This window comes from Rhizobium sp. GW821-FHT14E12 (assembly GCF_058803745.1).
This window is the reverse complement of sequence record NZ_JBXAPH010000001.1, coordinates 865,065-888,254: the sequence shown is the minus strand read 5'-3', so window position 1 is coordinate 888,254 and position 23,190 is coordinate 865,065. Positions and strand designations below refer to the sequence as shown.

Sequence of the window (23,190 nt, the reverse complement as noted above, 5' to 3'; positions counted from 1 at the left end):
TCAGCGATGGCGGGCTTCTTGATTTTGTGGCTACATGTAGCTACTTTTAAATTATGAAGACAGTTGCCATCCGAGATATGAAGAACAGGCTGACCGAACTCGTCCGCGAAGTCGAGGATGGCGAGGTTATTGTCGTGACCAGAAATGGTCAGCCGGTTGCCGATCTGGTGCCGCATAAGAAACGCGGCGGTCTGAATCTGGAGGCGGGCAGGGCATCCCTCCGTGCGAAAGGGGTTGTCAACCCGGTGCCATTCATCGCGGATGATTTCGACGAGCAGCTGCCGGAGGATTTTCTTTTGAGGCCAATGCCCAAGATATGAGAGTCCTGTTCGACACCCATGTCGTTTTAGCCCTCCTCGGGGATATTCTCGAGAAGCAATATCCTCGTATGGCGAGCCGGTTGCTTGACCCTGCGACGGTTAGTTTCGTTAGCGTTGCAACTCTTTGGGAAATGGCGATCAAAACGAGATTGGGCAAGCTGGATCCAGGAATGCCATTGGAAGACATTCCTGGTCACCTAGAAGATTTCGGGATCACAATTCTTTCGATCGAACCGTCGCATGCCTTGACGGTAGCGGATCCTGAACCGACGACGCGTGATCCCTTTGACCGATTGCTATTGGCCCAGTGTCAAGTCGAGGGCCTTAAACTAGCAACTGTCGATCGCGCATTGGCTCATCACCATTTGGCATTGAAGGTCTAACATTGAGCTTATGAATCAACGACCTCTTATTTCGATTCCACTTCCCGCTCCAACCCTTTGAAATCAGACTCAAAGCCCCAATATCGTCAGCATGATGAAGGTGGCGAAGAGGATGAAATGGGTCATGCCTTCGATGGCGTTGGTCTCGCCGTCGTTGAGGTTGATGGCGGCGGCGATGAGGGTGATCATGATCATCACGGTCTGCACCGGCGTCATCGCCATGATGAAGGGCTGGCCGGTGTAGAGCGCGATCGCTTCCATGACCGGCACCGTGAGGATGACGGTCGAGAGCGAGGCGCCCATGGCGATGTTGATCGTCGCCTGCATGCGGTTGCGCAGTGCCGAGCGCAGTGCCGTCAGGATTTCCGGGGCGGCGGAAATGGTGGCGACGACGATTGCCGCGATCGCGGGCGGCGCGCCGCTATTCTTGAGGCCGACATCCATGAAGGCGGACATGAACTCGGCAAGTCCGCCGATCAGCACGACGCCGATCAGGATGGTGACGATGGAGGTCGTTGTCGATTCCTCGCCGTGATGCTCCTCCTCGGCCCCTTGCTGCTTTTCGATGCGCGGATAGCTGTAGCTGAAGAAATAGCTGTGCTTGCCGACCTGCATGCGCAGGAAGAGCGCGTAGAGCGCGATCATCGCAATGATGGTGAAGGCGGAATAATAGTGCCATTTCTCCTCGGGGACGAATTCCGGCACGATCATCGAAATGCCCATGGCCGTCAGGATCATCACGCCATAGGACCTGCTGGAGTCGTCATTATAGGGCTGCTCGCCGTGCTTCAGTCCACCGATCAGGGCGGCGAGGCCGATGATGCCGTTGATGTCGAGCATGACGGCGGAATAGATGGTATCGCGCACCAGCGTCGGCGAGCTTTCGCCGCCCATCAGGATCGCCAGCATGATGACTTCCACGGCGACAGCCGATAGCGTCAGGATCATCGTGCCGTAGGGATCGCCGACCTTGACCGCCAGAATTTCGGCATGATGGGCGACGCGCATGGAGACGAGCACGATGGTCGCAACCAGCGCAGCGGCGGCCAGGATCGATGCGGTCTGTCCCATCTCCAGCACCGCATGTTCGTAGAGATAGGCGATCACCGCGATTGCCAATGCGATGAGCAGGAATTTTTCCTGCTTCAGCCAATTCGATATAGCCAAGATCCCCACCTCGCGCGCCGATTCATTTTCGCACTCTAAACCAATGATTTTTCACATCAAGCACGTACGAGGGGGACAAAATTTGCAGTCGGCGGCGTTTAATGGAATACTGAGTTCATAGGTCTGCCCAATAAAATGTCGCGGCATCCTCGATACTCGTCTCAGATGGACCGCGGTCCTGCCGGATGTGCCCGGCTCTCAAAGTCTTGGCAGATGAGAAGGAGGATATGCATGGTCAAGGTCACTTACGAAATCGTGCCGCATGACGGCGGATGGGCGTATCGATTTCGAGACGTCTATTCCGAGGCGTTTCCCAGCCATTCGGAAGCCGTGGAGGCAGCCCGGATCGTAGCGGCCGAGCAGCAGGTCGGCGGCGATTCAGCCGAGATTAGCTGGCAGGACGAAAGGGGCAAGTGGCACGAGGAATATGCCGACGGCGGCGATCGCCCGGAAACGGAAGTGGTCGACGGCAAGGTGCATTTTCCGCCGGTGGATACGGCGCCAGGTGCTTGAGCTTTATGGCTTGCGCTGCGCTCGATCGATAATAGCGTCGACGAAGTCCCGCTTCAAAGCGATATAGCGGTCGCCGTCATATCGGAATTTTGCCGCCAAATCCTGTTTGAGCGTGACGTATGCTGCTGCATCGGCAGGATGCGATCGCAGATGATCACGGAAAATCATCCGCCGCTGGTGTGTCGCGTTATTCGGCGGGCAGAGATAGATCCTTTCAGGCGGCCTGCCATCCCTCAGCATGAACGCCCAGACATTGTCGTCGTAGCGATTGCCGCGCGGCTCGTAGTTGCGTTCGAGGAGGACTTCCGTGGCATGCGGGATATCGTCCAAACTACGGAGAACAATGTCGATATCTATAAGCGGTTTTGCCGCCAGACCCGGAATGGATGTGCTGCCGATATGCTCGATCGTGACGACATAAGGTGTCAATAGCTCCTCAAGCCTTCCGCAAATGCGCGTGAAGGCTGCCGGCCAATCCGGATTATACGGCGCAAGTTCAACCGGATTTTTCGTCGTCATGTTCTTCCTGATCCCGGTGTTTCTTTGACGTAAGCCAGCAACCCCGCCACCAGCGCGTCGAACGTCACGCGGCAGCGCGGCGATGTCTTGAGATTTTCGTGCATGGCAACCCAGGTGTCGAGCGGCAGTTCGATTTCTGGTAGCAGCCGAACAAGTTCCCCATCCCTTTTCGCAAGCGGTATCTGATAGAAGCAGATACCGATACCGGCGCGCAAGGCGTTGTGCAGGGCGATGCTATGATCCGACTTGAAGGCGAAGGAGACGCCGTCGAACAGGGGATAGCGCTTCATCATGGTGCGGACGTAAGCGGTCTGGCGGTCGAATCCGATCAGTTTATGCTGGCGTAGCTCCCCGATGTTCTTGGGTTCGCCATATCGTTCGAGATAGCTGCGATGAGCGAATAAGCCGAGGGAGATGGAGCCGATATAACGCGCCAGCAACACGTCCTGCGCGGGCGCGACCATGCGAACGGCGATATCGGCCTCGCGCTGCAACAGATCTTCTACGGCATCCGAGGCGGAAAGCTCGATAGTGAGGTCCGGATATGTCGCCTGCAGCCCAGCCAGGATTGGCGGTAGAACTTCGACGCCGATGACTTCGCTGGCGCTGATGCGGACTGTGCCGCTGACTTGGTCGCGAGAACTGGAGGCGGCACGCAGAAGAGCGGCGGTCGTATTGGCCAGCGTTTCCGCATAAGGCTTCAGGGCGAGGGCTGCGTCCGTCGGTAAAAGACCTTGTTGCGAACGGGTGAACAGCTCGGCGCCGATGGCTTCTTCCAGTGCGTCGATGTGGCGGCCGATGGTCGGCTGGGTGAGGCCAAGTTCCCGGGCGGCGGCCGAAAGCGAGCCGTGATGCAGCACGGCGAGTAAGGTGCGGTAGAAATCCCAGCTCGGTTCCGATGTTGTCATAAATTTTTGTATATCATACGCAGATTTTTCGGCAATTTCGTTTATTGCCGCTGCGCGGCATAGTCACGCCATCAAAGTGATGGAGATGACGATGATTGAGCAGATGAAAAGTGGAAAGACCGCGCTTGTACTGGGTGCCACCGGCGGCATCGGCGGTGCCGTTGCGCGAGGGCTGGCCGCTCGCGGTTGGCGCATCCGGGCGCTGAACCGCAATGCTGCTGAGGCAGCCAGTCGTGAGTCCGGTTTCGACTGGGTGCAGGGCGATGCGATGCAGGCGAGCGATGTGCTGAGGGCGGCGCAAGGGGTCGATGTGATCGTGCATGCGGTCAACCCGCCCGGTTATCGCAACTGGGGGCAACTGGTCCTGCCGATGCTCGACAGCACGATCGCGGCGGCGAAGGCGATCGGCGCGCGGATCGTTTTGCCGGGCACGGTCTATAATTTCGGCCCAGATGTCTTTCCTAACGTGACCGAGGACAGCCCGCAGCGTCCGCGGACGCGCAAGGGGGCGATCCGCGTTGAAATGGAGCGGCGCCTGAAGACGGCGGCGGAGAGTGGCTCGCCGGTCATCATTGTTCGCGCCGGTGATTTCTTCGGCGAGCATGCCGGTAATAGCTGGCTCGCGCAGGGGATCGTGAAGGCTGGAAAGCCGGTGACGTCGGTGAGCTATCCGGGAAGGGCGGGTATCGGTCATCAATGGGCCTATCTGCCGGATGTTGCCGAAACGATGATCCGGCTGATCGAGAAGGGCGATGCGCTTCCGACCTTCGCGGTCTATCACATGCGCGGCCATTGGGATGGCGACGGCCGGCAGATGATCGCTGCGATCGAGCGCACGGTTGGGCATAAAGTGAAGACGAGATCCTTTCCCTGGTGGGTGCTGCCGCTTGCCGCACCCTTCGTGCCGCTCATGAAGGAACTGCGCGAGATGCGCTACCTGTGGAGCGTGCCGCTACAGATGAGAAACGACAGGCTCCTGGCCGTGCTTGGTGAGGAGCCGCATACGCCGATCGACGAGGCGATGAAGGCAAGTCTGATGGGAATCGGCTGCTTGCCGGCGCGATGAGGCGCGCCGTCAGGCTTGGAGTTCGGCGAGTGCGATCCGGGCGACGGTAAAATCCGACTCCGCGTTTTTCGTGTCGCCGTCGCTGAGGAACCAGGTGGCGGAAAGGCCGGCATAGGCGATGACCCACTGTAGCAACCGCCTCGGCTCAAGCCCTGCTTCTGCGCAGACAATCGGCAATTGCCGTTGCAGGCGGCCCGGAGCGGTGACAGTCGGTAGTTCCGGATTGCAGAAAGTGTTGGCGAAATCGAAACCGCGTTCGCCATGAACGCGCTTCGGGTCGATCGCGAGCCAGCCGCGAGGGCCGAAATCCAGGATGTTCTCATGGTGGATATCGCCGTGGAGCACGGTGAGGTCCCGCTGATCCGCCAGCAGACCCCGCGCAACTTCGGCGCAGGTAGTCAGCATGCCGCCATGGGCGCGCGCGGCCGGTTCCAACTCGTGGAACCAGCGGTCAAGTGGCACCAGATCGGACGGCAATTCCGCCAGCCGTGGTGCATGCAGCTTCGCGGCCGTACGGCACATGATCCGACTTGCATCGTCATCGCCGCCGTCCATGGCCATGGTCAGCAGCGATCCTGGTCCGGTTGCCCGCTCCAGAAGTGCCGCATCGTCATCATGCTGGTAGACGTAAGCAGCCCCGTCACCCTCCCACCAGCGCAAGACCCGGTTGCCGAATTTCTCGTCGATATTGAGCGCGACCTTCAACATGGCCGGCTTGTCGCGCCAGATCACGGGGAGGAGATGGCTGGAATGGGTGATGATGGGCTCGCCATCGGGTGTCAGCGACCAACGGTCGATATAGGGTTTAAATATAGCCTGGTTTTGCAATGAGTTCGTTGTCATGTAGCCCGGGCGTCCTTTCAATCGATTGCTCTCCGTCATCCGCAGGACGGCCTTTATACCGAAAAGCGAGCGCTGCTCATCGATCGTCGCGATGTTAGATGGGGTGTGGGGGGCGCATTGCCAAGCCGGACATTGCTTTCATCGATCATGAGGCGATCAGGTTTCATCCATTTCTGCAAGTAGGTCTTCTTCCCGGAAATTCCGGCATAAAAATCCCCCGCAGCAGCGCTGCGAGGGCCTTTTGGACGAGAGGAGATTCCGCGCCTTGTCGGTTCTAAAATGGCCTCTCTCTTGGGCAAAAGAGAAGCTTAAGCCACCTCGTCCAGAGTTGGGTAGTCGGAATAGCCCTTCGGGCCGCTGCCGCCGTATAGATTTGCCTGGTCGACGGGCGTGAGCGGAGCATTTTCCTTTAGCCGGCGTACGAGATCCGGGTTGGAGATGAAGGGCTTGCCGAAGGCAACGACGTCGGCTCTGCCGCCGTCGACGGCTTCTTCCGCCAGTTCGCGGTTGTAGCCGTTGTTGAGCATCCAGCCGGCCTTGCCGCCGGCAGCCTTGTAGGCGGCATGCAGGGCGTCATAGTCGAAGGGCAGGAAGTCGCGCGCCCCACCGGTTGCGCCTTCGATGACGTGGATATAGGCGAGATCGTATTTTGCCAGGCCTTCGATGACATAGGTGAAAAGCGGTTGCGGCTGCGGATCGCTGGCATCGTTGGCCGGCGTTACAGGCGAGATGCGGATAGCGGTGCGGCCGGCGCCGATTTCCTTGGTCACTGCGTCGACCACCTCGAAGAGGAAGCGAGCGCGGTTTTCGATCGAGCCGCCATACTGGTCGGTGCGGTCGTTGATATCGGCGCGCAGGAACTGGTCGAGGAGATAGCCGTTGGCACCATGGATCTCGACGCCGTCGAAGCCGGCATCGATCGCGGCGCGGGCGGCCTTGCGATAATCCTCGATGATCCCCGGAATCTCGCTGGCATCAAGCGCGCGTGGCTCGGAGGTTTCAGCGAAGCCACTGGTGCCGTCATTGTGCACGAGATAGGTCTTGGCCTTGGCGGCCCTGGAGGTCGAGGAGACCGGCTTGCCGTCGTTCGGCTGCAGGCTGGTGTGGGAGATGCGACCCACATGCCACATTTGCACGACGATCTTGCCGCCATTGGCATGCACGGCGTCGGTCACCTTCTTCCAGCCGTCGAGGGCTTCCTTGGTGTAGAGGCCGGGCACGTCGGCATAGCCTTGGCCCTGATGGGTAATGGCGGTCGCTTCGGTGATGATCAGGCCCGCCGTGGCGCGCTGGGCATAGTACTTGACGTTCAGATCGTTCGGAACGGCGTTAGGAGAGCGGTTGCGCGTCAGCGGCGCCATGACGATGCGGTTGGCGATGGCGATATCGCCAAGCTTTGTCGGTTCGAAGAGTTTGGTCATTGGGGGTCCTATTTTGCTATGCGGATTGTTGGGAGGAGGAGGGGCTCGATGTGAGGGCGAAGAGAGCCAAGGCCTATTGTCAGAGTTCCTTCTGCAAGGTCGCGAGGAATTCGGCGATGGTTTCCTCGTTGCGCTTGTAGAAGATCCACTGGCCAAGGCGCTTGGTGGTTACCAGCTCTGCACGCTGCAATGTGCCGAGGTGGGCCGAGACGGTCGATTGCGACAGGCCGCAGCGCTCGAACTGGCTGGCGCAGACGCCCAGCTCCAGCGGGTGCTCCTGGGTTGGAAAATGTGCGCGCGGGTCTTTGAGGTGATTGAGGATTTCGAGCCTGGCCGGATGGGCCAATGCCTTCAGTATCTCAGTCCTGTCCATTGCGCTTACCTCACGAATATCGAAAGTCGACGATTTATGTATCGTCGGATTTCGATATATCAAGGTCTGCCGCCAGATATTATTTTATGTGGCGTATTTTGTCGCGTGCTCAGAAAATGGGCAAAAAAAGAGGGCCACCGGAATAAACCAGGGCCCTATAGGTGTGAAGGTTAAAAACCTCCAGAGGGGAACAGCTGCTGCGGTGGAACTGGGAGGAAAAGCCACCATGTGCATCAGCTGTGGGCGTTATGATGCTAATTTGTGCACTGCGCAATGCTTTTTTGTGCATGGCAGTTATGCGTTGGCGGCGCCTGGCGAAAAAAGGCAAAAAAAAGGGCCTCCGGAGTAAACCGAGGCCCTATAGGTATGAAGGTCAAAAACCTCCAGAGGGGAACAGCCAATGCGGTGGAACTGGGAGGAAAAGCCACCGTGTGCATCAGCTATGTGCGATATGGTGTCTAAATGGGCATCCTTCAACTCTGTTTTGTGCATATCAGCCATGCATAATACGCGTATCTGATATATTAGATCAAAAAATCGTTGATTTTCCAATCGTTTAGATCGGATTAGAAGTTCCAGTTCCGCGCCTTCGCAACGACAAAATCGCGGAAAACTTTAAGTTTCGCCGCATTTTTCATCTCGTCGGGATAGCAGAAATATGTGTCGAAGGACGGCACGTCGGCATTGATCGCAAGCTGAATGAGGCCAGGGTCTCGGCCAACGATATAGTCCGGCAGCACCGCGATGCCGATGCCGAGCAGGCAGGCACGCTTGATCGAGGTCTGGCTGTTGATCTGCAGATGCGGCAGGCGCTTGTTGTCCGACGAGCGGCCGGCGATCTCCAGCCAGTTGACGTCGAGAAGATAGTTCGGCGCCGGTTCGCCGAAGCTGATGATGCGATGATCGTCCAGATCCTCCACCGACTGCGGCTCACCGTAGCGGTTGATATAGGAGGGGGCGGCATAGACATGCATGTGCACGGTGAAGAGCTTGCGCTGGATCAGATCCGATTGCTGCGGCTGGCGCAGACGGATGGCGCAGTCCGCATGGCGCATGTTCACATCCAGCTCCTCGTTGTCGAGGATGAGCTGGATCTGCATATCGGGATAAAGCTGCAGGAACTCCTGGATCTTGTCCGTCAGCCAGCCCTGGCCGAGGCCGACCGTCGTCGTCACGCGCAGCTTGCCGCTCGGCTTGTCGGTCGTCTCGGTCAATTGCATCTTGACCGTTTCGAGCTTCAGGAGAACGTCATGCGCAGTGCGGTAGAGCAATTCGCCCTGTTCGGTCAGGATCAGGCCGCGGGCATGGCGATGGAACAGCTTGATGCCGACATCCTGCTCCAATGCGCTGACCTGGCGGCTGATGGCGGATTGGGACAGATGCAGTTTGTCGGCCGCATGCGTGAACGATCCCGCTTCGGCAGCCGCGTGAAAAATACGCAGCTTGTCCCAGTCCAATGGCATGCCGCTTCCCCTCATCGGCTATATCACTCCGCAGCCACGGCGACGGGCATGTGCCCAGTCAGGTAACGTTCCGCCTCAAGCGCGGCCATGCAGCCCATCCCCGCTGCGGTGATCGCCTGTCGGAACGTATCGTCGGTCACGTCGCCGGCGGCATAGATGCCTTCGACGCTGGTCGCGGTCGAATCCGGTGCGGTCCAGAGGTAGCCATTGTCCTTGAGTTTCAGCTTGCCCTTGAAAAGCTCGGTCGCCGGTGCGTGGCCGATGGCGACGAAAATGCCGTCGATGGTCACGTCGGTGACAACGCCCGTGCGGGTGTCGCGCAGGCGCGCGCCGGAAACCGACGGCGGCATCGGCGGCTTGGCCGGCGCGCCTGTGATTTCGGCGACTTCTGTATTCCAGAGGATCTTGACGTTCGGCTTGGCGAACAGGCGCTCCTGCAGGATCTTCTCGGCGCGGAAGGAATCGCGGCGATGCACCACCGTCACCGATTTGGTGATGTTGGAGAGATAGAGCGCTTCCTCGACTGCGCTGTTGCCGCCGCCGACCACGATCACATCCTTGTTGCGATAGAAGAAGCCGTCGCAGGTGGCGCAGGCGGAAACGCCGAAGCCCTGGAAATGCTGCTCGGTCTCGATGCCGAGCCACTTGGCCTTGGCGCCGGTCGCGATGATCAGCGTGTCGGCGGTCCAGACCTGGCCACTGTCGGTGCGTGCAACGAAGGGGCGCTGATTGGTGTCGACTTCGGTGACTAGATCGTTGACGATCTCGGCGCCGACGTGCTTGGCCTGCTGCAGCATCTGCTCCATCAGCCAGGGGCCTTGGATCGGATCGGCAAAGCCCGGATAGTTTTCGACATCCGTGGTGATCATCAGCTGACCGCCCTGTTCCATGCCGGCGATCAGGACCGGCTCCAGCATGGCGCGCGCCGCATAGACGGCAGCCGTATAACCGGCGGGGCCGGAACCGATGATGAGCACCTTGGTGTGGCGGGCAGGCATAGTTTAAGTCCTTTCAATCTCAGCGCGTCGTGAACTTCAGCTTCAAACGGGCGAAGCAGGCGATTTCACGATCTGCTGACCCATTTATGATTGCCGCATGCATTTATTCAAGGGCAGCCTTGCATTACCAACAGAGCAAATCTGCTTTGTGTAAGATTCGGTTACGCAAGCGAAACTTTCTTGCGAATTTCCTCGCTTTATATAGAAGCTGGCGATGGGGAATTAAAGAAAGGCCATAAAAGTGCTGCGAGCTGAACTCGACGCCATCGATATCAAGATTCTGCGGGAACTCCAGCGCGACGGGCGGATGACCAATGTCGAGCTGGCCGATCGAGTCGGTATCTCCGCGCCGCCCTGTCTGCGCCGGGTGCGCAAGCTGGAAGAAGCCGGCATCATCGAGGGCTATCATGCCATGCTGAACAGCCCGAGGCTCGGCTTCGATCTCGTTGCTTTCTGCATGGTTGGCCTCAAGCATCAGTCGGAGGCCAATCTCAAGGCTTTTGCCAGTGCGACGGCGGAGTGGCCGCTTGTGCGCCAAGCCTGGATGGTGTCCGGCGACAGCGATTTCCTACTGCATTGCGTTGCTGAAAATCTCACCCGCTTCCAGGATTTCGTCATCGAAGTGCTGACGGCCAACGAGCATGTCGATACGGTCCGCACCATGCTGACCATCCGGCAGGTGAAGAAGCTCGGTCTCGTGGAGCTATAAGGACATGGTGGACCGCCCCTGGCACCGAACGTTGGTCAAGCTGGGCGCGCGAGCTCTGCTCGGCAGTTCGCGCGCTCACGCGCAGGACTGGTTTCCAGGGCTCGGCATCGTTCGCAAGAGCGGTGTGGGGGAGGTGTTCTACCACCGTGCCAAGGTCGCCGATCTCTCGAATAGCGATCGGCTGCGGGACGAGGCGAGCGAAAACATCTACATCGTCGGTTCGGGCCCATCGATCCGTGACTGCGATCTGTCGGGGCTGGAGCCGAAGAGCGCCATCCTGCTGAACGGCGCGATCGGACTGATCGGCGAGCAGATCGCCGCGCCGCTTGCCGTTGCGGTAGAGGATGAGCGTTTCGTCTGGCGGCATTCGGAGATGATGCGGCGCAGGATCAAGCCCGGCATGATCTGCCTGTTTTCAGTCTCCGTGCTGCGGGCGATTTCGGAGCTGGACAGCCGCTGGCTGTCGGACAAGACGGTTATTCTGATAGACAATATCAGCAAGCCCTATGGCGCCCGCCGCCGCCTGATAGACGATCTCGGAAAGCTCGATTTTGTGCGGCTCAACGCAGCCGGCACTGCTGGTTTCTCCTCTGCGCCGGATCTGGGCGTTTTCCAGGGGGGCTCGGTCGCCCTGTCGGCGCTGCAATTCGCGCTTTATTGCTCGCCCAAAACGATCGGCTTCCTCGGCATCGATATTTCCAACGCCGGTGAGCCACGTTTTTATGAGACGAGCGATGAAACCGCTTTTTCCGGCATCGCGCGGGCCGAAGAGCGGATCCTGGAACATTTTGTTCTGGCAAGAGACATCGCCTCGGAGCGAGGCGTGACATTTGTCAATTATTCGCCGGTTTCGGCGCTGTTGAAACATGGGTTCGGCTATGATGACAGGTTTGCCGCCGCATCGACGATCTGAGTTGCAGGGAACGGACGCATGGGGTGGCTGAAACCTAAGACTGCCGATGCCAAGAAACTGGCCATCGACCCGCCACAGCCTCAAGAGGGCCGGCACGGGATCGCTATCGCCGTCTGCGTCAAGGACGAGGCGCGCTATATCGAGGAATGGGTGCGTTTCCATCGCGCCGTTGGCATTCGCCATTTCTATATTTACGATAATGGCTCGACGGATGGGACCTGCGCAATTCTGCGCGATCTCCTCGATACCGACACGCTGACGATCATCCCCTGGGCCGGGCGAATGAAGGACGCGGGTACTGGAACGACGCTGAACGGTCAGGTCATCGTCTTTGCCCATGCCATCCTCAATTTCGGCGGCGCATATCGCTGGATGGCCTTTATCGATGTCGACGAATTTCTGCTGCCGAAGGAAGGGCGCACGGTCGAGCAGGCGCTCGAGGCGGTGGGGGATTTCCCGAATGTCTCGTTGCCCTGGCACATGTTTGCCACCAGTGGGCATGCGACGCCTCCTGGCGGTCCATTGACGCTGAACTACACGATACGCGGCGCGGATCCGATGACATCAAAGGAAGATGTCCGCAATTTCAAATGTATCGTCGATCCCTGCGAGGTGACGGAAGTCAGCGTGCATCAGTTTCAGACCCGCGAATTCGGTGATCTCACGGCGAACGATGCCGGAAAGCGGTTTACGCGCCGGGCGCGGAAGTCGCCGGAGTTCTATTCGAACCGTTTCCTGCAACTCAATCACTATTACACCAAGTCCCGCGAGGAGCTGATGGCGAAGCTGGCGCGCGGATGGGCCTACGACACCTCGCCGACCAAATATCGGGACAAGGTTCTGTCGATCGTCAAAAGCATCGAGGAGAATGTGGTCGAGGATCGGGCGATGATCGATTTCATCGAGCGCAACCGCATCGATCTCGGCGGCTAAATCGGTTCAGTGATTCCACGGAATCACTGAACCGATTTGGCCTATTGTTTTTACGCAATTCCGGACGGAAAACCGCGCGGCACTTTTCCTGGAATCGCTCTCGCCTGCCGCCTCAGCCGAGCAGCTGCCGATAGATATCGCCGATCGCCGTCGCTTCCTTTTCCAGGGCGAATTCGCTGCGGACGTGACGCACGGCATTTTCACCCTGCTGGAGCGCCTGGTCCGGATTGGCCAGATAGAAGGCGATTGCCTGGGTCAGCGCCTCGCCATCGCCGGCGGGCACGATTGCGCCGGTTTCTCCCGGCACGATCATCTCGGCATAGGCGCCAGCGTCGGAGGCGACGACTGCTGTGCACGAGGCCATGGCCTCCAGCGGTGTCAGGCCGAAACCTTCGTTGCGGGAAGGGGCGACATAAAGCGTCGTACGACGATACCAAGGCCTGACGCTATCGACTTCGCCCAGAAAGCGGATGCGGTCGGTAAGGCCGGCTGCGGCCACCATCTTCACCAGTTCGTCGGCGAAGCCGCGGTGTTCTGCGGTCACGCGGCCGCAGATGACGGCCGTCCAGTCCGGGTAGCGGGGCAGAAGCTCGATCATCGCCTTGACGAAGAGATCGGTGCCCTTCTGGTGGCGGACGCGGCCGAAGCAGCCGATCAGATAGGTACCGGGCAGGCCGCTGGCGGCCATCCGGTCGTCGGGCACTTCCGGCGGATGGAACAGCTTGAGGTCGACGCCATGCTGGATGACGGTATGCGGCACCTCAAGGAAACTGCCGGAGCGGGTGCTGGTGGCGATCACCGCATCCATGCGGCGGATCAGCCAGCGCGTATAGCCGGTGTGGCGGCGCTGGGCCGCCGAGGTGAAGACCAGTTTCAGCGGCATACGCAGCATGGAGCGTAGCAGCAGCCCAACCAGCATTTCATTGTTGCGGCGGGCATGCCAAACACGCACGCGATGGCGGCGTGGCTTTATCCAGAGACCGGGCAGCCGCGACCAGCCGAGCCTCGGCAAATCCTCCGGCAAGCCCGGGCCAAGCGTGGCGATATGGCAGCCAAGCTCGATCTGCTTCGGAATGAGCTGCACGATCGTTGATGTAACGCCGGAGAGCCGGCGTTTGAAATTCGTCGCGATGACCTCGATCTCGCTGAGATCGCTTGCATGCGATGAGACACGATCGCGCACGGGCGATCAGCCCCAGGAGATGGAGAGGATTTCGTAGGCCTTGGCGCCGCCTGGGGCGTTGACCTCGATGGAATCGCCGACTTCCTTGCCGATCAGCGCGCGGGCGATCGGCGACGAAATGGAGATGCGGCCTGCCTTCACGTCGGCTTCTTGATCGCCGACGATCTGGTAGCTCTTCTCTTCCTCGGTATCCTCGTCGATGAGCTTTACCTTGGCGCCGAACTTGATCTTCGAGCCGGACATCTTGGTAAGGTCGATGACTTCGGCGCGCGCCGTCAGGTCTTCGAGTTCGCCGATGCGGCCTTCATTATGGCTCTGAGCTTCCTTGGCAGCATGGTACTCGGCGTTTTCGGAGAGATCGCCATGGGCACGGGCTTCCGAAATTGCTTCGATGATTCGCGGGCGTTCTTCCTGCTGCCGCCAGCGCAGTTCTTCCTGCAGCTTGACGAACCCGTTCTGTGTCATCGGTACCTTTTCAACCATTTTTCTTGTCCTTCACTCCCTGTGTTGCTCTGTCGCAGACACAAAAGAAAACAGGTCCCGAAGCGGTACTTCGGAACCATGTTGAGCCATTATTCTGTCATCTATAGCAGATTGCGACAGTCGATTTCCAGAGAATTCGAAGACTTGTGGCGAGGCTGAACTTGGTCAGCACCCGCCAAAGCCAGTTTTACACAATCAACGACCGGAGGCTCGGGAAGCAGCGGTCGTGAGCCTCGGTCGCCTCAGAAATAGCTCTGCAGGGTCCGGACCTCGAGGTTGCCGGCCTTCAGCGCCTTGATCGCCATGGCGGCGGCTTCGGCACCGGCCATGGTGGTGTAGTAGGGCACCTTCTGCATCAGCGTCGCGCGGCGCAGCGACTTCGAATCGGAGATCGCCTTGTTGCTGTCGGTCGTGTTGATGACGAGCTGGACCTGGCGGTTGCGGATGGCGTCCTCGATATGCGGACGGCCCTCCAGAACCTTGTTGATCTTGGTGGCGGCAATGCCCTGTTCGGCCAGATAACGCTGCGTGCCGCCGGTGGCGAGCACCTTGAAGCCCAGCTCTGTCAGCATGCGGATGGCGGGTAGAACGCGCGGCTTGTCGTCGTCGCGAACGGAGACGAAGACCGTTCCGTCACGCGGCAGTTCGACGCCGGCACCGAGCTGCGACTTGGCGAAGGCCAGCGCAAAATCCGTATCCAGACCAATGACTTCGCCAGTCGAGCGCATTTCCGGTCCGAGCAGAATGTCGACACCGGGGAAGCGGGCGAAGGGGAAGACGGCTTCCTTGACCGCGATGTGCTTGAGCTTGCGCGGATCCGGCTTTTCGCCATAGGCGGCAAAAACGGCATCCAGCTTTTCGCCGGCCATGACGCGAGCGGCGATCTTGGCGATCGGCGCGCCGATGGTCTTGGCGACGAAGGGCACGGTACGCGAGGCGCGCGGGTTGACTTCGAGCACGTAGACGATGCCGTCCTTGATGGCGAACTGTACGTTCATCAGGCCGCCGACGTTCAGCGCCTTGGCCATGGCCTTTGCCTGGCGTTCCAGCTCATCGATCATGGCTGGCGACAGTGTGCGCGGCGGCAGCGAGCAGGCCGAGTCACCGGAGTGAATGCCGGCTTCTTCGATATGCTCCATGATGCCGGCAACGTAGACGTCGGTGCCGTCGGACAGGCAGTCGACATCGACTTCGATGGCGTTGGCGAGGTAGCTATCGAACAGAAGCGGGTTCTTGCCGAGCAGCGTGTTGATCTGGCCGGTCTTGTCGTTCGGATAACGCTGCTTGATGTCTTCCGGAACCAGTTCTGGAACGGTGTCGAGCAGGTAGGTCTGCAACATGCCTTCCGAATGGATGATCTGCATGGCGCGGCCGCCCAGCACGTAGGACGGGCGCACGACCAGCGGGAAGCCGATCTCGGAGGCGACGAGGCGGGCCTGCTCGACCGAGTAGGCGATGCCGTTGTTCGGCTGGTTGAGGTCGAGCTTCATCAGAAGCTTCTGGAAACGATCGCGGTCTTCGGCAAGATCGATCGCGTCCGGCGCCGTGCCGAGGATCGGGATGCCGTTCTTTTCGAGCGCTTCGGCGAGCTTCAGCGGCGTCTGGCCACCGAACTGGACGATGACGCCGACCAGTTCGCCGTTCTCCTGCTCCGCGCGGAGGATTTCGATGACGTCTTCGGCGGTCAGCGGCTCGAAGTAAAGGCGGTCCGAGGTGTCGTAGTCGGTCGAAACGGTTTCCGGGTTGCAGTTGATCATGATCGCTTCGTAGCCAGCATCCTTCAGAGCGAAGGCAGCGTGGCAGCAGCAATAGTCGAACTCGATGCCCTGGCCGATACGGTTCGGGCCGCCGCCGAGGATGACGACTTTCTTGCGGTCGGAAACCTCAGCTTCCGAGCGGGCGGCGCCGACAAAGGGCGTCTCGTAGGTCGAGTACATATAGGCGGTCGGTGAGGCGAATTCGGCGGCGCAGGTGTCGATACGCTTGAAGACCGGGCGAACGTTCAGGCTGTTGCGCAGCTCGGCCACTTCCTTCGGACGCTTGTCGGTCAGGGTTGCCAGGCGGGCGTCGGAAAAACCCATCGCCTTCAGCATGCGCAGGTTGGTCGCGTCTTCCGGCAGGCCGTGTTCGCGGATGCGGGCTTCCATGTCGATAATGCTCTTCAGTTGCGCGATGAACCAAGGGTCGATCTTGCAGCCTTCATGCACTTCTTCTGGGGTCAAGCCGAGGCGCAACGCCTGGGCGACCATGCGCAGGCGATCCGGTGTCGGCGTGCCGATGGCTGCGCGGATGGCGTTACGATTGCCTTCGCCTTCCTCGGTGCCGGGGATCTCGATCTCATCAAGGCCGGTGAGGCCGGTTTCGAGGCCGCGGAGCGCCTTCTGCAGCGATTCCGCAAAGGTGCGGCCGATCGCCATGACTTCACCGACCGACTTCATCGCAGTGGTGAGTACTGGCGAGGCGCCGGGGAATTTTTCGAAGGCGAAGCGCGGGATCTTGGTGACGACATAGTCGATCGACGGTTCGAACGAGGCGGGCGTCGCGCCGCCGGTAATGTCGTTTTCCAGCTCGTCCAGCGTATAGCCGATGGCAAGCTTGGCCGCGACCTTGGCAATCGGGAAGCCGGTGGCCTTCGAGGCCAGCGCCGAGGAGCGCGACACGCGCGGGTTCATCTCGATGACGACCAGACGGCCGTCCTTCGGGTTGACGGCGAACTGCACGTTCGAGCCGCCGGTTTCGACGCCGATCTCGCGCAGAACCGCGATCGAGGCGTTACGCATGATCTGGTATTCTTTGTCGGTCAGCGTCAGTGCCGGCGCAACCGTGATGGAATCACCGGTATGGACGCCCATGGGATCGATGTTTTCGATCGAGCAGATGATGATACAGTTATCCGCCGTGTCGCGGACCACTTCCATCTCGTATTCCTTCCAGCCGAGCACCGATTCTTCGACCAGCACTTCCGTGGTCGGGGAAGCATCGAGACCGCCGCCGACGATTTCGAAGAATTCCGAACGGTTATAGGCAATGCCGCCGCCGGTGCCGCCGAGGGTAAACGAAGGACGAATGATAGCGGGCAGACCGACATGATCGATCGCTTGAGCGGCGATCGCCATGGCGTGGCTCATGTAACGCTGCTTGCGGTCGCTTTCGCCGAGGTTCCACTGGTTTTCCAGCTCGTCGAGCGCCTTGTCGAGTTCGGCGCCGGAAAGGGAGGCCTTCAGCTTGCTGCGCTCGGCCTCATGTGTCTTGCGGTCGGCATCCTTGATGTCGGTGGCGTTCGCCAGCATCGAGCGCGGCGTTTCGAGGCCGATGCGGGCCATGGCTTCGCGGAAGAGGGCGCGGTCTTCGGCCATGTCGATGGCGGCCGGCTTGGCACCGATCATCTCGACATTGTAGCGGTCGAGCACGCCCATGCGCTTCAGCGACAGCGCGGTGTTGAGCGCCGTCTGGCCGCCCATGGTCGGCAGCAGCGCGTCCGGGCGCTCCTTGGCGATGATCTTGGCGACCACTTCCGGGGTGATCGGCTCGACATAGGTCGCATCCGCCAGGCCCGGATCGGTCATGATCGTTGCCGGGTTGGAGTTGACGAGGATGACGCGGTAGCCTTCCTCTCGCAACGCCTTGCAGGCCTGTGTGCCGGAGTAATCGAATTCGCATGCCTGACCAATGACAATCGGTCCAGCACCGATGATGAGGATCGATTTGATATCTTGGCGCTTCGGCATGGGCTCACATCCGTTTTTTGGCTGCGCGAAAAACCGGCCAGGGTGGGAGATCACCGGCCGGGGCGCATGGTCAAGTCTTTTCAGGCTAGAAGCGGCTTATAGGCAAATGTATTTGCAAACGGAACCCCATAAATCACGGAATCGACAGGAATCGACAGCTCTTGCTGCTTCTATCCAAATCGCCGCCGCGCATCCTCGGCATAGGGGCGGCTTATCGGGATAGTCATGCCATCGTGCATCACCACGAAAAGCTTGCCATTGTCGCGCTTCAGCCTTTTTTGAGGCGGCCTTTACCGGTGACGCGCCGCCGTTGATTGTTATGGTCGCCGCCATAGCGATCTTCTTCTCATGGCTTACCATCATGAACATAAGGAGGCGTCGGCATTTGATTTGAGAATGCTCTCACGGAGAACTGGCGTTGCGTACCTTCCTCGATATATAAGTTGTATGAAAGAGTATCGATTCAACGTATCGCCCGGAGGTGCACCATGGACTGGAAGGGACGTCGGCAATCCGACAATATCGAGGACGAACGCGGTTCCTCGCCGACGGGAGGCGGTCCTCTTGGCGGCGGCGGGTTTCGCTTTCCCGGTGGCGGTTTAGGTGGCGGCGGATTGAGTTTCCGCACTATCATTGTCCTGGTGGTGATTTTCCTGGTGCTGAGAGCCATGGGTGTTGATGTCATCGGCCTGCTGCAGCAGAGCGGCGCCCTGACCGGCGGCTCCACTTCCGGGTCCGGCTATCAGCAGAGCGACAATAGTGGCGGCACTGCCGTGCCCGCCAATGACGAGATGAAGCAATTCGTTGCCACGGTGCTCGCCGATACCGAGGACACCTGGACCGGCATCTTCAAGTCCATGGGCCAGACCTACACCGATCCGAAGCTGGTGCTGTTCTCGGGCAGTTTCCCGTCCGCCTGCGGCACGGCCTCGGCGGCAACCGGGCCTTTCTATTGCCCGAGTGACCAGAAGGTCTACCTCGATATGGCCTTCTTTCAGCAGATGAAGGACCAGTTCGGTGCATCCGGCGATTTCGCGCAGGCCTATGTCATTGCGCACGAAGTCGGCCATCATGTTCAGGACCAGCTCGGCATCCTGCCGAGGTTCAATCAGGCCCGCCAGACCATGAACGAGGTGGATGCCAACAAGATGTCGGTGCGTATCGAGCTGCAAGCCGATTGCTTTGCCGGTATCTGGGGCAAGTTCACCCAGCAGAAGGGCATTCTGCAGCAGGGCGACCTCGAAGAGGCGCTGAATGCCGCGCAGCAGATCGGCGACGATACGCTGCAAAAGCGCAGCCAGGGCTATGTCGTTCCCGACAGCTTCAACCACGGCACGTCCGCGCAGCGCATGAAATGGTTCAAGCAGGGCTTCGATTCCGGTAAGCTCAGCGACTGCGATACGCTGAACAATCCGGTCTGAGTTCTCAATCTCTTCTTCCCGCTCCTCGTTTTATCGAAGGGGCGGAAAGAAGGGGCACCGGGATGGTTCTTGCCTCATCTTAACGCGCTTACTGTGCTTGGAGCCTGGTCGATTTTTGAGGCTGGAGCGACGGCGGATGCCTGGGGAGCAACGGGCGTTCCAAGCGTAAGAGATCAAAAAAAATCGGTCGATAAATCAGAAAGATTGAAGCGTTCACGGATTGTTTCGCGCAAAATCTTCAAGTATTGGGAACTCACTGATTTTCGTTCTCGTTCTGTCTCTTCATGGGGATGGGGCCGCCAAAAGGCAAACTCCATGATCGACCAGAAATTTGCACGCCGAGGCCTGTTCCTCGTCTTCCTCATTCTTTTCCTCGATGTCATCGGCCTTGCCATCATCATGCCGGTCATGCCGAAATATCTTGAGGAGCTGACGGGTGCTTCGATCAGCGAGGCTGCGACTGAAGGCGGTTGGCTGCTGCTTGCCTATGCCGGCATGCAGTTCCTGTTCTCACCGTTGATCGGCAATCTGAGTGATCGTTTCGGTCGTCGCCCGCTCTTGCTCGCCTCGGTGCTGACCTTCGCGATCGACAATCTCATCTGTGCCATCGCGGGCACCTATTGGGTATTGTTCGTCGGCCGCATTCTGGCGGGCATCAGTGGCGCGAGTTTCTCGACCTGCTCCGCCTATATCGCCGACATCAGCAATGACGAGAACCGTGCCAAGAATTTTGGCTTGATCGGCATGGCCTTCGGCGTCGGTTTCGTGCTCGGGCCTGTCATCGGCGGCTTTCTCGGGGAGTTCGGCCCGCGTGTGCCCTTTTATGGGGCTGCTGTGGTGGCCTTCCTGAATTTCGTCTGCGCCTATTTTCTGCTGCCGGAAACGCTGGACGCAAAGAACCGCCGTCCTTTCCAGCTTTCGCGCGCCAATCCCTTGGGTGCGCTTCGGCAGATGCGGCACTATTCCGGCGTCGGCTGGATTTGTGTCGTCATGTTCCTCAATTGGCTGGCGCACGGCGTCTATCCGGCCGTATGGGCTTTCATCTCCTCCTATCGCTACGGCTGGAGCGAGGGGCAGATCGGCCTTTCGCTTGGTGTCTACGGTATTGGAGCCGCGATCACCATCGGCTTGGTTATGCCGCGGCTCGTGCCAGTGCTTGGTGAGTGGAGGACCGCATTGCTGGGAATGACTTTCTCCGGCATCGGCCTCATGGGTTATGCCTCCGCCTGGCATGGCTGGATGGTCTATGCCGTCATCGTCTTCACCGTCATCGAGAATGTGGCGGATGCGCCGTTGCGGTCCATCGCCGCCAGCAAGGTACCGCCATCGGCGCAGGGCGAGTTGCAAGGTGCGCTTGGCAGCCTGACCAGCATTTCCGCGATCATCGGGCCGCTGCTCTTCCCGTATCTCTTCCGCTATTTCACTGCGCCGGAAGCGCCTGTCACTTTTGCCGGCGCACCCTTCATCATGGCAGTGGCCCTGACCTTGGCTGCGGTGGCCGTCTTTGTCGCCAAGGTGCGCAAGGCCGCGCCGAAAGCCGTGGTGGAACCGGCCGCTCAGGAAGTGGCTTAAATAATCATCAGATATTTTGATGATCTGATGAATTCTTTAGCATCTTGGCTTTGCCAACTGGCTTTTTCGCTGAAGTTGCGCTAAGGCGACGGGTTCGCGCCCCTCGGGTAGGAGTGGTCCGCGCGTCTTTTAAAATCGAGTTTTCAAGATGGATATGCCGGCAACTGCGCGCCCGTTCGCGCATGACAATGACAATTCGTGGTCTGCGCATGTTCGCGCCACGCTGGCGCTCGGCATACCGCTGATCGGTGCGCAGTTGGCGCAGCTTGGCATCAACACCACGGATGTGATGATCGTTGGCCGTCTCGGCGCCGAGCAACTGGCCGCCATGGTTCTGGCCGCCCAGTTCCTGTTCACCATCCAGATTTTCGGTTCCGGTTTTTCCATTGCTGTCGTGCCTCTGGTGGCGCAGGGCTATGGCCAGGGCGATGTCACGTCGGTGCGCCGGGCGCTGCGCATGGGCATCTGGGTCGTCACCGCCTTTTGGCTGTTGACGCAGCCGGCCTTCTTTTATTCCGAGCAGATCCTTCTGGCCGCCGGGCAGAAGCCGGATGTGGCGAGGCTTGCCAGCGAATATATCGCCATCGGCCATTACGCCGTGCTGCCGGGGCTGCTTTATAACGTCATCCGCGCGCTGGTGAGTGCGATCGGTATGGCCCGCGTCATTCTCTATGTCACCATCGCCATGCTGGTGATGAACGCCATACTTGCCTACGGCCTGGTGCTCGGTCATTTCGGCATGCCGGCGCTCGGGCTGCACGGCGCCGCCATCGTGTCGGTGGCGGTGCAGACGGCGGGCTTCCTGTTCATCGTCGCCTTCGTTCAGAGCCGCGAAAAGACGCGTCGCTATGAGATCTTCGTTCGCCTTTGGCGTCCGGATTGGCACGCATTGTGGGACGTGGTTCGCCTCGGCTTTCCGATCAGCATCACGGTTCTGGCCGAGGTCAGCCTGTTCACGGCGGCGTCGCTGCTGATGGGCCAGATCGGCACGATCGAGCTTGCCGCCCACGGCATCGCGCTGCAATGGGCGTCGATCGCCTTTATGATCCCGCTCGGCCTCAGCCAGGCGGCGACCGTTCGGGTCGGCGTTGCGCATGGGCAGGGGGATCGCCTCGGTCTGACGCGGGCGGCGATCGTCGTGCTCATCGTTTCAAGCTGCATCTCGCTGTTTGGCAGTATTCTGTTCGCCACCATGCCGATGTGGTTCGGAAGCTGGTTCCTCGACGTGACCTCGGCCGAAGCACCGCAAGTGCTTGCCTATGCTGCGCCGCTGATCGTCGTTGCGGGCCTGTTCCAGTTGGTCGATGGTCTGCAGGCGATCGCCAGCGGCTTGCTGCGCGGTTTGAAGGATGCGCGCGTGCCGATGATCCTGGCGTTGATCGCCTATTGGCCGATCGGTTTCTTCCTGGCCTGGCTGCTTGCCTTCCCGCTCGGCTTCGGTGGTGTCGGCATATGGGTCGGCTTCCTCCTGGGGCTCGCCTCGGCCGCGGCAATGCTTTGCGTACGGTTCTACGTTCTGGTCCGTTCGGAGAAATTGGCGGGCTGAGCCCGCCGATTTTTCGCGTTTCGTCAGAAAGACTGCTGACAGATATTGGCAGCATGATCCCGTATATTGGCGTCATACCAATTTGATGGGAGACGACCATGACATACAAAGCAAGCGCTCACAGCGAGGCCACGCTTTTCCCGCTGGATGGACTTCTGAACCACGGTACCGTCGTGCATATGCTCGCACATTCCGATGCTTCGCCTCGACGCGAGGAACCGAAAGCAAGGTCGTACTGGTTGGCCGTTGCCTGCGCCGCACATGTCCGCTACGGGCGCACACATGGTTTCATGCAGGTCAATCATGGCAAGCAGGGGCCGCTGAAGCGGATCAAGCCGGGCGACGGCGTCGTTTATTATTCTCCGTCGGTGGCCATGGGCGACAAGGACGGCTTTAAAAGCTTCACGGCGATCGGATATGTCCGCGACGGCGAGCCCTATCAAGGCGAGATGGCATGCGGCAAGGCGTATCGCCGTGATGTCGACTGGCTTGATGTGCCCGAACAACCGATCCGCCCTTTGCTGGATTGGCTGGATTTCACCCAGGACAAGAACTGGGGTTACAGGCTGAGATTCGGCCTGGTTCCCTTCGGTGAGTCCGATTTCGAGTTCCTGCAGGAAATTCTCACGAGCGAACTTGAAGAGGTCAGGCGCCGCCGCTTGCAGGCCTGATCAACCGATATCGCGAACTCTTAAAGACAAAAGCCCCGGATTGACGATCAATCCAGG

22 protein-coding genes are annotated in these 23,190 nt (G+C 59.6%); 11 read left to right on the top strand and 11 right to left on the bottom strand.

Features of this window, described 5'->3' with window-relative positions:
* Window positions 1-53 precede the first annotated feature (53 nt).
* Together AC1RO0_RS04350 and AC1RO0_RS04345 are read left to right on the top strand one after the other, a co-directional pair.
* Window positions 54-320, top strand: a complete 267-nt coding sequence (locus tag AC1RO0_RS04350) for a type II toxin-antitoxin system Phd/YefM family antitoxin (RefSeq protein WP_498591699.1) — start codon at window positions 54-56, stop codon at window positions 318-320.
* The gene (locus AC1RO0_RS04345; RefSeq protein ID WP_498591698.1) at window positions 317-703 is read left to right on the top strand and encodes a type II toxin-antitoxin system VapC family toxin; all 387 of its coding nucleotides are present in this window, start codon (window positions 317-319) and stop codon (window positions 701-703) included. The genes AC1RO0_RS04350 and AC1RO0_RS04345 overlap by 4 nt, the downstream gene beginning before the upstream one ends.
* 69 nt (window positions 704-772) lie before the next feature.
* Here the strand turns inward: AC1RO0_RS04345 and AC1RO0_RS04340 are convergent, their stop codons facing one another.
* Complete coding sequence (locus AC1RO0_RS04340; protein ID WP_498591697.1) at window positions 773-1,870, bottom strand: calcium:cation antiporter; 1,098 nt, start codon at window positions 1,868-1,870, stop codon at window positions 773-775.
* Between the two features lie 231 nt (window positions 1,871-2,101).
* Between AC1RO0_RS04340 and AC1RO0_RS04335 the strand changes: the two genes are divergently transcribed.
* On the top strand, window positions 2,102-2,383 hold the full coding sequence (locus AC1RO0_RS04335; RefSeq protein ID WP_007701547.1) for a DUF2188 domain-containing protein: 282 nt from the start codon (window positions 2,102-2,104) through the stop codon (window positions 2,381-2,383).
* Between the two features lie 3 nt (window positions 2,384-2,386).
* Here AC1RO0_RS04335 and AC1RO0_RS04330 read toward each other — a convergent pair whose 3' ends face one another.
* Both AC1RO0_RS04330 and AC1RO0_RS04325 read right to left on the bottom strand, forming a co-directional pair.
* Window positions 2,387-2,902 carry a GrpB family protein gene (locus tag AC1RO0_RS04330; RefSeq protein WP_498591696.1) on the bottom strand — a complete coding sequence of 172 codons (516 nt, stop codon included), beginning with the start codon at window positions 2,900-2,902 and terminating at the stop codon, window positions 2,387-2,389.
* Window positions 2,899-3,810 carry a LysR family transcriptional regulator gene (locus AC1RO0_RS04325; protein WP_498591695.1) on the bottom strand — a complete coding sequence of 304 codons (912 nt, stop codon included), beginning with the start codon at window positions 3,808-3,810 and terminating at the stop codon, window positions 2,899-2,901. Before AC1RO0_RS04325 ends, AC1RO0_RS04330 begins: the two co-directional genes overlap by 4 nt.
* Before the next feature lie 91 nt (window positions 3,811-3,901).
* On the opposite strand from AC1RO0_RS04325, the gene AC1RO0_RS04320 reads away from it, so the two are divergent.
* On the top strand, window positions 3,902-4,876 hold the full coding sequence (locus tag AC1RO0_RS04320) for an SDR family oxidoreductase (RefSeq protein WP_498591694.1): 975 nt from the start codon (window positions 3,902-3,904) through the stop codon (window positions 4,874-4,876).
* Window positions 4,877-4,885: 9 nt separating this feature from the next.
* Here AC1RO0_RS04320 and AC1RO0_RS04315 read toward each other — a convergent pair whose 3' ends face one another.
* The 5 genes from AC1RO0_RS04315 to trxB all read right to left on the bottom strand — a co-directional run bounded on the left by AC1RO0_RS04315 (window position 4,886) and on the right by trxB (window position 9,974).
* The gene (locus AC1RO0_RS04315; RefSeq protein ID WP_498592376.1) at window positions 4,886-5,689 is read right to left on the bottom strand and encodes an aminoglycoside phosphotransferase family protein; all 804 of its coding nucleotides are present in this window, start codon (window positions 5,687-5,689) and stop codon (window positions 4,886-4,888) included.
* 338 nt (window positions 5,690-6,027) lie between these two features.
* Window positions 6,028-7,140 carry an alkene reductase gene (locus tag AC1RO0_RS04310; protein WP_498591693.1) on the bottom strand — a complete coding sequence of 371 codons (1,113 nt, stop codon included), beginning with the start codon at window positions 7,138-7,140 and terminating at the stop codon, window positions 6,028-6,030.
* 79 nt (window positions 7,141-7,219) lie between these two features.
* Window positions 7,220-7,513, bottom strand: a complete 294-nt coding sequence (locus AC1RO0_RS04305; protein ID WP_007701560.1) for an ArsR/SmtB family transcription factor — start codon at window positions 7,511-7,513, stop codon at window positions 7,220-7,222.
* A gap of 566 nt (window positions 7,514-8,079) precedes the next feature.
* The gene (locus AC1RO0_RS04300; protein ID WP_007701562.1) at window positions 8,080-8,976 is read right to left on the bottom strand and encodes a LysR family transcriptional regulator VtlR; all 897 of its coding nucleotides are present in this window, start codon (window positions 8,974-8,976) and stop codon (window positions 8,080-8,082) included.
* Between the two features lie 23 nt (window positions 8,977-8,999).
* On the bottom strand, window positions 9,000-9,974 hold the full coding sequence (gene trxB, locus AC1RO0_RS04295; protein ID WP_498591692.1) for a thioredoxin-disulfide reductase: 975 nt from the start codon (window positions 9,972-9,974) through the stop codon (window positions 9,000-9,002).
* A gap of 241 nt (window positions 9,975-10,215) precedes the next feature.
* Between trxB and AC1RO0_RS04290 the strand changes: the two genes are divergently transcribed.
* From AC1RO0_RS04290 to AC1RO0_RS04280, 3 genes are read left to right on the top strand one after another with little or no spacing between them, the layout of a single operon-like run.
* Window positions 10,216-10,683 carry an Lrp/AsnC family transcriptional regulator gene (locus AC1RO0_RS04290; protein WP_007701565.1) on the top strand — a complete coding sequence of 156 codons (468 nt, stop codon included), beginning with the start codon at window positions 10,216-10,218 and terminating at the stop codon, window positions 10,681-10,683.
* A gap of 4 nt (window positions 10,684-10,687) precedes the next feature.
* Window positions 10,688-11,596 carry a WaaZ-like lipopolysaccharide core biosynthesis protein gene (locus AC1RO0_RS04285; RefSeq protein ID WP_498591691.1) on the top strand — a complete coding sequence of 303 codons (909 nt, stop codon included), beginning with the start codon at window positions 10,688-10,690 and terminating at the stop codon, window positions 11,594-11,596.
* A gap of 18 nt (window positions 11,597-11,614) precedes the next feature.
* Entirely contained in the window at window positions 11,615-12,529 is a 915-nt protein-coding gene (locus tag AC1RO0_RS04280; RefSeq protein WP_498591690.1) for a glycosyltransferase family 92 protein, read from the top strand.
* A 112-nt stretch (window positions 12,530-12,641) separates the two neighbouring features.
* Here AC1RO0_RS04280 and AC1RO0_RS04275 read toward each other — a convergent pair whose 3' ends face one another.
* The 3 genes from AC1RO0_RS04275 to carB form a co-directional block, all read right to left on the bottom strand.
* Window positions 12,642-13,712, bottom strand: a complete 1,071-nt coding sequence (locus AC1RO0_RS04275; RefSeq protein WP_498591689.1) for a glycosyltransferase family 4 protein — start codon at window positions 13,710-13,712, stop codon at window positions 12,642-12,644.
* 6 nt (window positions 13,713-13,718) lie between these two features.
* Window positions 13,719-14,195 carry a transcription elongation factor GreA gene (gene greA / locus AC1RO0_RS04270; protein ID WP_007701580.1) on the bottom strand — a complete coding sequence of 159 codons (477 nt, stop codon included), beginning with the start codon at window positions 14,193-14,195 and terminating at the stop codon, window positions 13,719-13,721.
* A 242-nt stretch (window positions 14,196-14,437) separates the two neighbouring features.
* Window positions 14,438-17,923 (bottom strand): carbamoyl-phosphate synthase large subunit, encoded by a 3,486-nt coding sequence (carB, locus tag AC1RO0_RS04265; RefSeq protein WP_498591688.1) that lies wholly within the window; start codon window positions 17,921-17,923, stop codon window positions 14,438-14,440.
* Between the two features lie 488 nt (window positions 17,924-18,411).
* Between carB and ypfJ the strand changes: the two genes are divergently transcribed.
* The 4 genes from ypfJ to AC1RO0_RS04245 all read left to right on the top strand — a co-directional run bounded on the left by ypfJ (window position 18,412) and on the right by AC1RO0_RS04245 (window position 23,133).
* Window positions 18,412-19,344, top strand: a complete 933-nt coding sequence (gene ypfJ, locus AC1RO0_RS04260) for a KPN_02809 family neutral zinc metallopeptidase (RefSeq protein WP_498591687.1) — start codon at window positions 18,412-18,414, stop codon at window positions 19,342-19,344.
* Between the two features lie 315 nt (window positions 19,345-19,659).
* Window positions 19,660-20,916 (top strand): TCR/Tet family MFS transporter, encoded by a 1,257-nt coding sequence (locus AC1RO0_RS04255; RefSeq protein ID WP_498591686.1) that lies wholly within the window; start codon window positions 19,660-19,662, stop codon window positions 20,914-20,916.
* 148 nt (window positions 20,917-21,064) lie between these two features.
* The gene (locus AC1RO0_RS04250; protein WP_498591685.1) at window positions 21,065-22,462 is read left to right on the top strand and encodes an MATE family efflux transporter; all 1,398 of its coding nucleotides are present in this window, start codon (window positions 21,065-21,067) and stop codon (window positions 22,460-22,462) included.
* Between the two features lie 98 nt (window positions 22,463-22,560).
* Window positions 22,561-23,133, top strand: coding sequence for an EVE domain-containing protein (locus AC1RO0_RS04245; protein ID WP_498591684.1), 573 nt, complete (start codon window positions 22,561-22,563; stop codon window positions 23,131-23,133).
* Window positions 23,134-23,190 lie beyond the last annotated feature (57 nt).

What these genes read in the sequence shown, in the direction of transcription:
- AC1RO0_RS04350 (WP_498591699.1), top strand. Translation starts at nt 54, where the DNA reads ATGAAGACAGTTGCCATCCGAGATATGAAGAACAGGCTGACCGAACTC.
- AC1RO0_RS04345 (WP_498591698.1), top strand. Translation starts at nt 317, where the DNA reads ATGAGAGTCCTGTTCGACACCCATGTCGTTTTAGCCCTCCTCGGGGAT.
- AC1RO0_RS04335 (WP_007701547.1), top strand. Translation starts at nt 2,102, where the DNA reads ATGGTCAAGGTCACTTACGAAATCGTGCCGCATGACGGCGGATGGGCG.
- AC1RO0_RS04330 (WP_498591696.1), bottom strand. Translation starts at nt 2,902, where the DNA reads ATGACGACGAAAAATCCGGTTGAACTTGCGCCGTATAATCCGGATTGG.
- AC1RO0_RS04325 (WP_498591695.1), bottom strand. Translation starts at nt 3,810, where the DNA reads ATGACAACATCGGAACCGAGCTGGGATTTCTACCGCACCTTACTCGCC.
- AC1RO0_RS04320 (WP_498591694.1), top strand. Translation starts at nt 3,902, where the DNA reads ATGATTGAGCAGATGAAAAGTGGAAAGACCGCGCTTGTACTGGGTGCC.
- AC1RO0_RS04310 (WP_498591693.1), bottom strand. Translation starts at nt 7,140, where the DNA reads ATGACCAAACTCTTCGAACCGACAAAGCTTGGCGATATCGCCATCGCC.
- AC1RO0_RS04305 (WP_007701560.1), bottom strand. Translation starts at nt 7,513, where the DNA reads ATGGACAGGACTGAGATACTGAAGGCATTGGCCCATCCGGCCAGGCTC.
- AC1RO0_RS04300 (WP_007701562.1), bottom strand. Translation starts at nt 8,976, where the DNA reads ATGCCATTGGACTGGGACAAGCTGCGTATTTTTCACGCGGCTGCCGAA.
- trxB (WP_498591692.1), bottom strand. Translation starts at nt 9,974, where the DNA reads ATGCCTGCCCGCCACACCAAGGTGCTCATCATCGGTTCCGGCCCCGCC.
- AC1RO0_RS04285 (WP_498591691.1), top strand. Translation starts at nt 10,688, where the DNA reads ATGGTGGACCGCCCCTGGCACCGAACGTTGGTCAAGCTGGGCGCGCGA.
- AC1RO0_RS04280 (WP_498591690.1), top strand. Translation starts at nt 11,615, where the DNA reads ATGGGGTGGCTGAAACCTAAGACTGCCGATGCCAAGAAACTGGCCATC.
- greA (WP_007701580.1), bottom strand. Translation starts at nt 14,195, where the DNA reads ATGGTTGAAAAGGTACCGATGACACAGAACGGGTTCGTCAAGCTGCAG.
- carB (WP_498591688.1), bottom strand. Translation starts at nt 17,923, where the DNA reads ATGCCGAAGCGCCAAGATATCAAATCGATCCTCATCATCGGTGCTGGA.
- ypfJ (WP_498591687.1), top strand. Translation starts at nt 18,412, where the DNA reads ATGGACTGGAAGGGACGTCGGCAATCCGACAATATCGAGGACGAACGC.
- AC1RO0_RS04255 (WP_498591686.1), top strand. Translation starts at nt 19,660, where the DNA reads ATGATCGACCAGAAATTTGCACGCCGAGGCCTGTTCCTCGTCTTCCTC.
- AC1RO0_RS04250 (WP_498591685.1), top strand. Translation starts at nt 21,065, where the DNA reads ATGGATATGCCGGCAACTGCGCGCCCGTTCGCGCATGACAATGACAAT.
- AC1RO0_RS04245 (WP_498591684.1), top strand. Translation starts at nt 22,561, where the DNA reads ATGACATACAAAGCAAGCGCTCACAGCGAGGCCACGCTTTTCCCGCTG.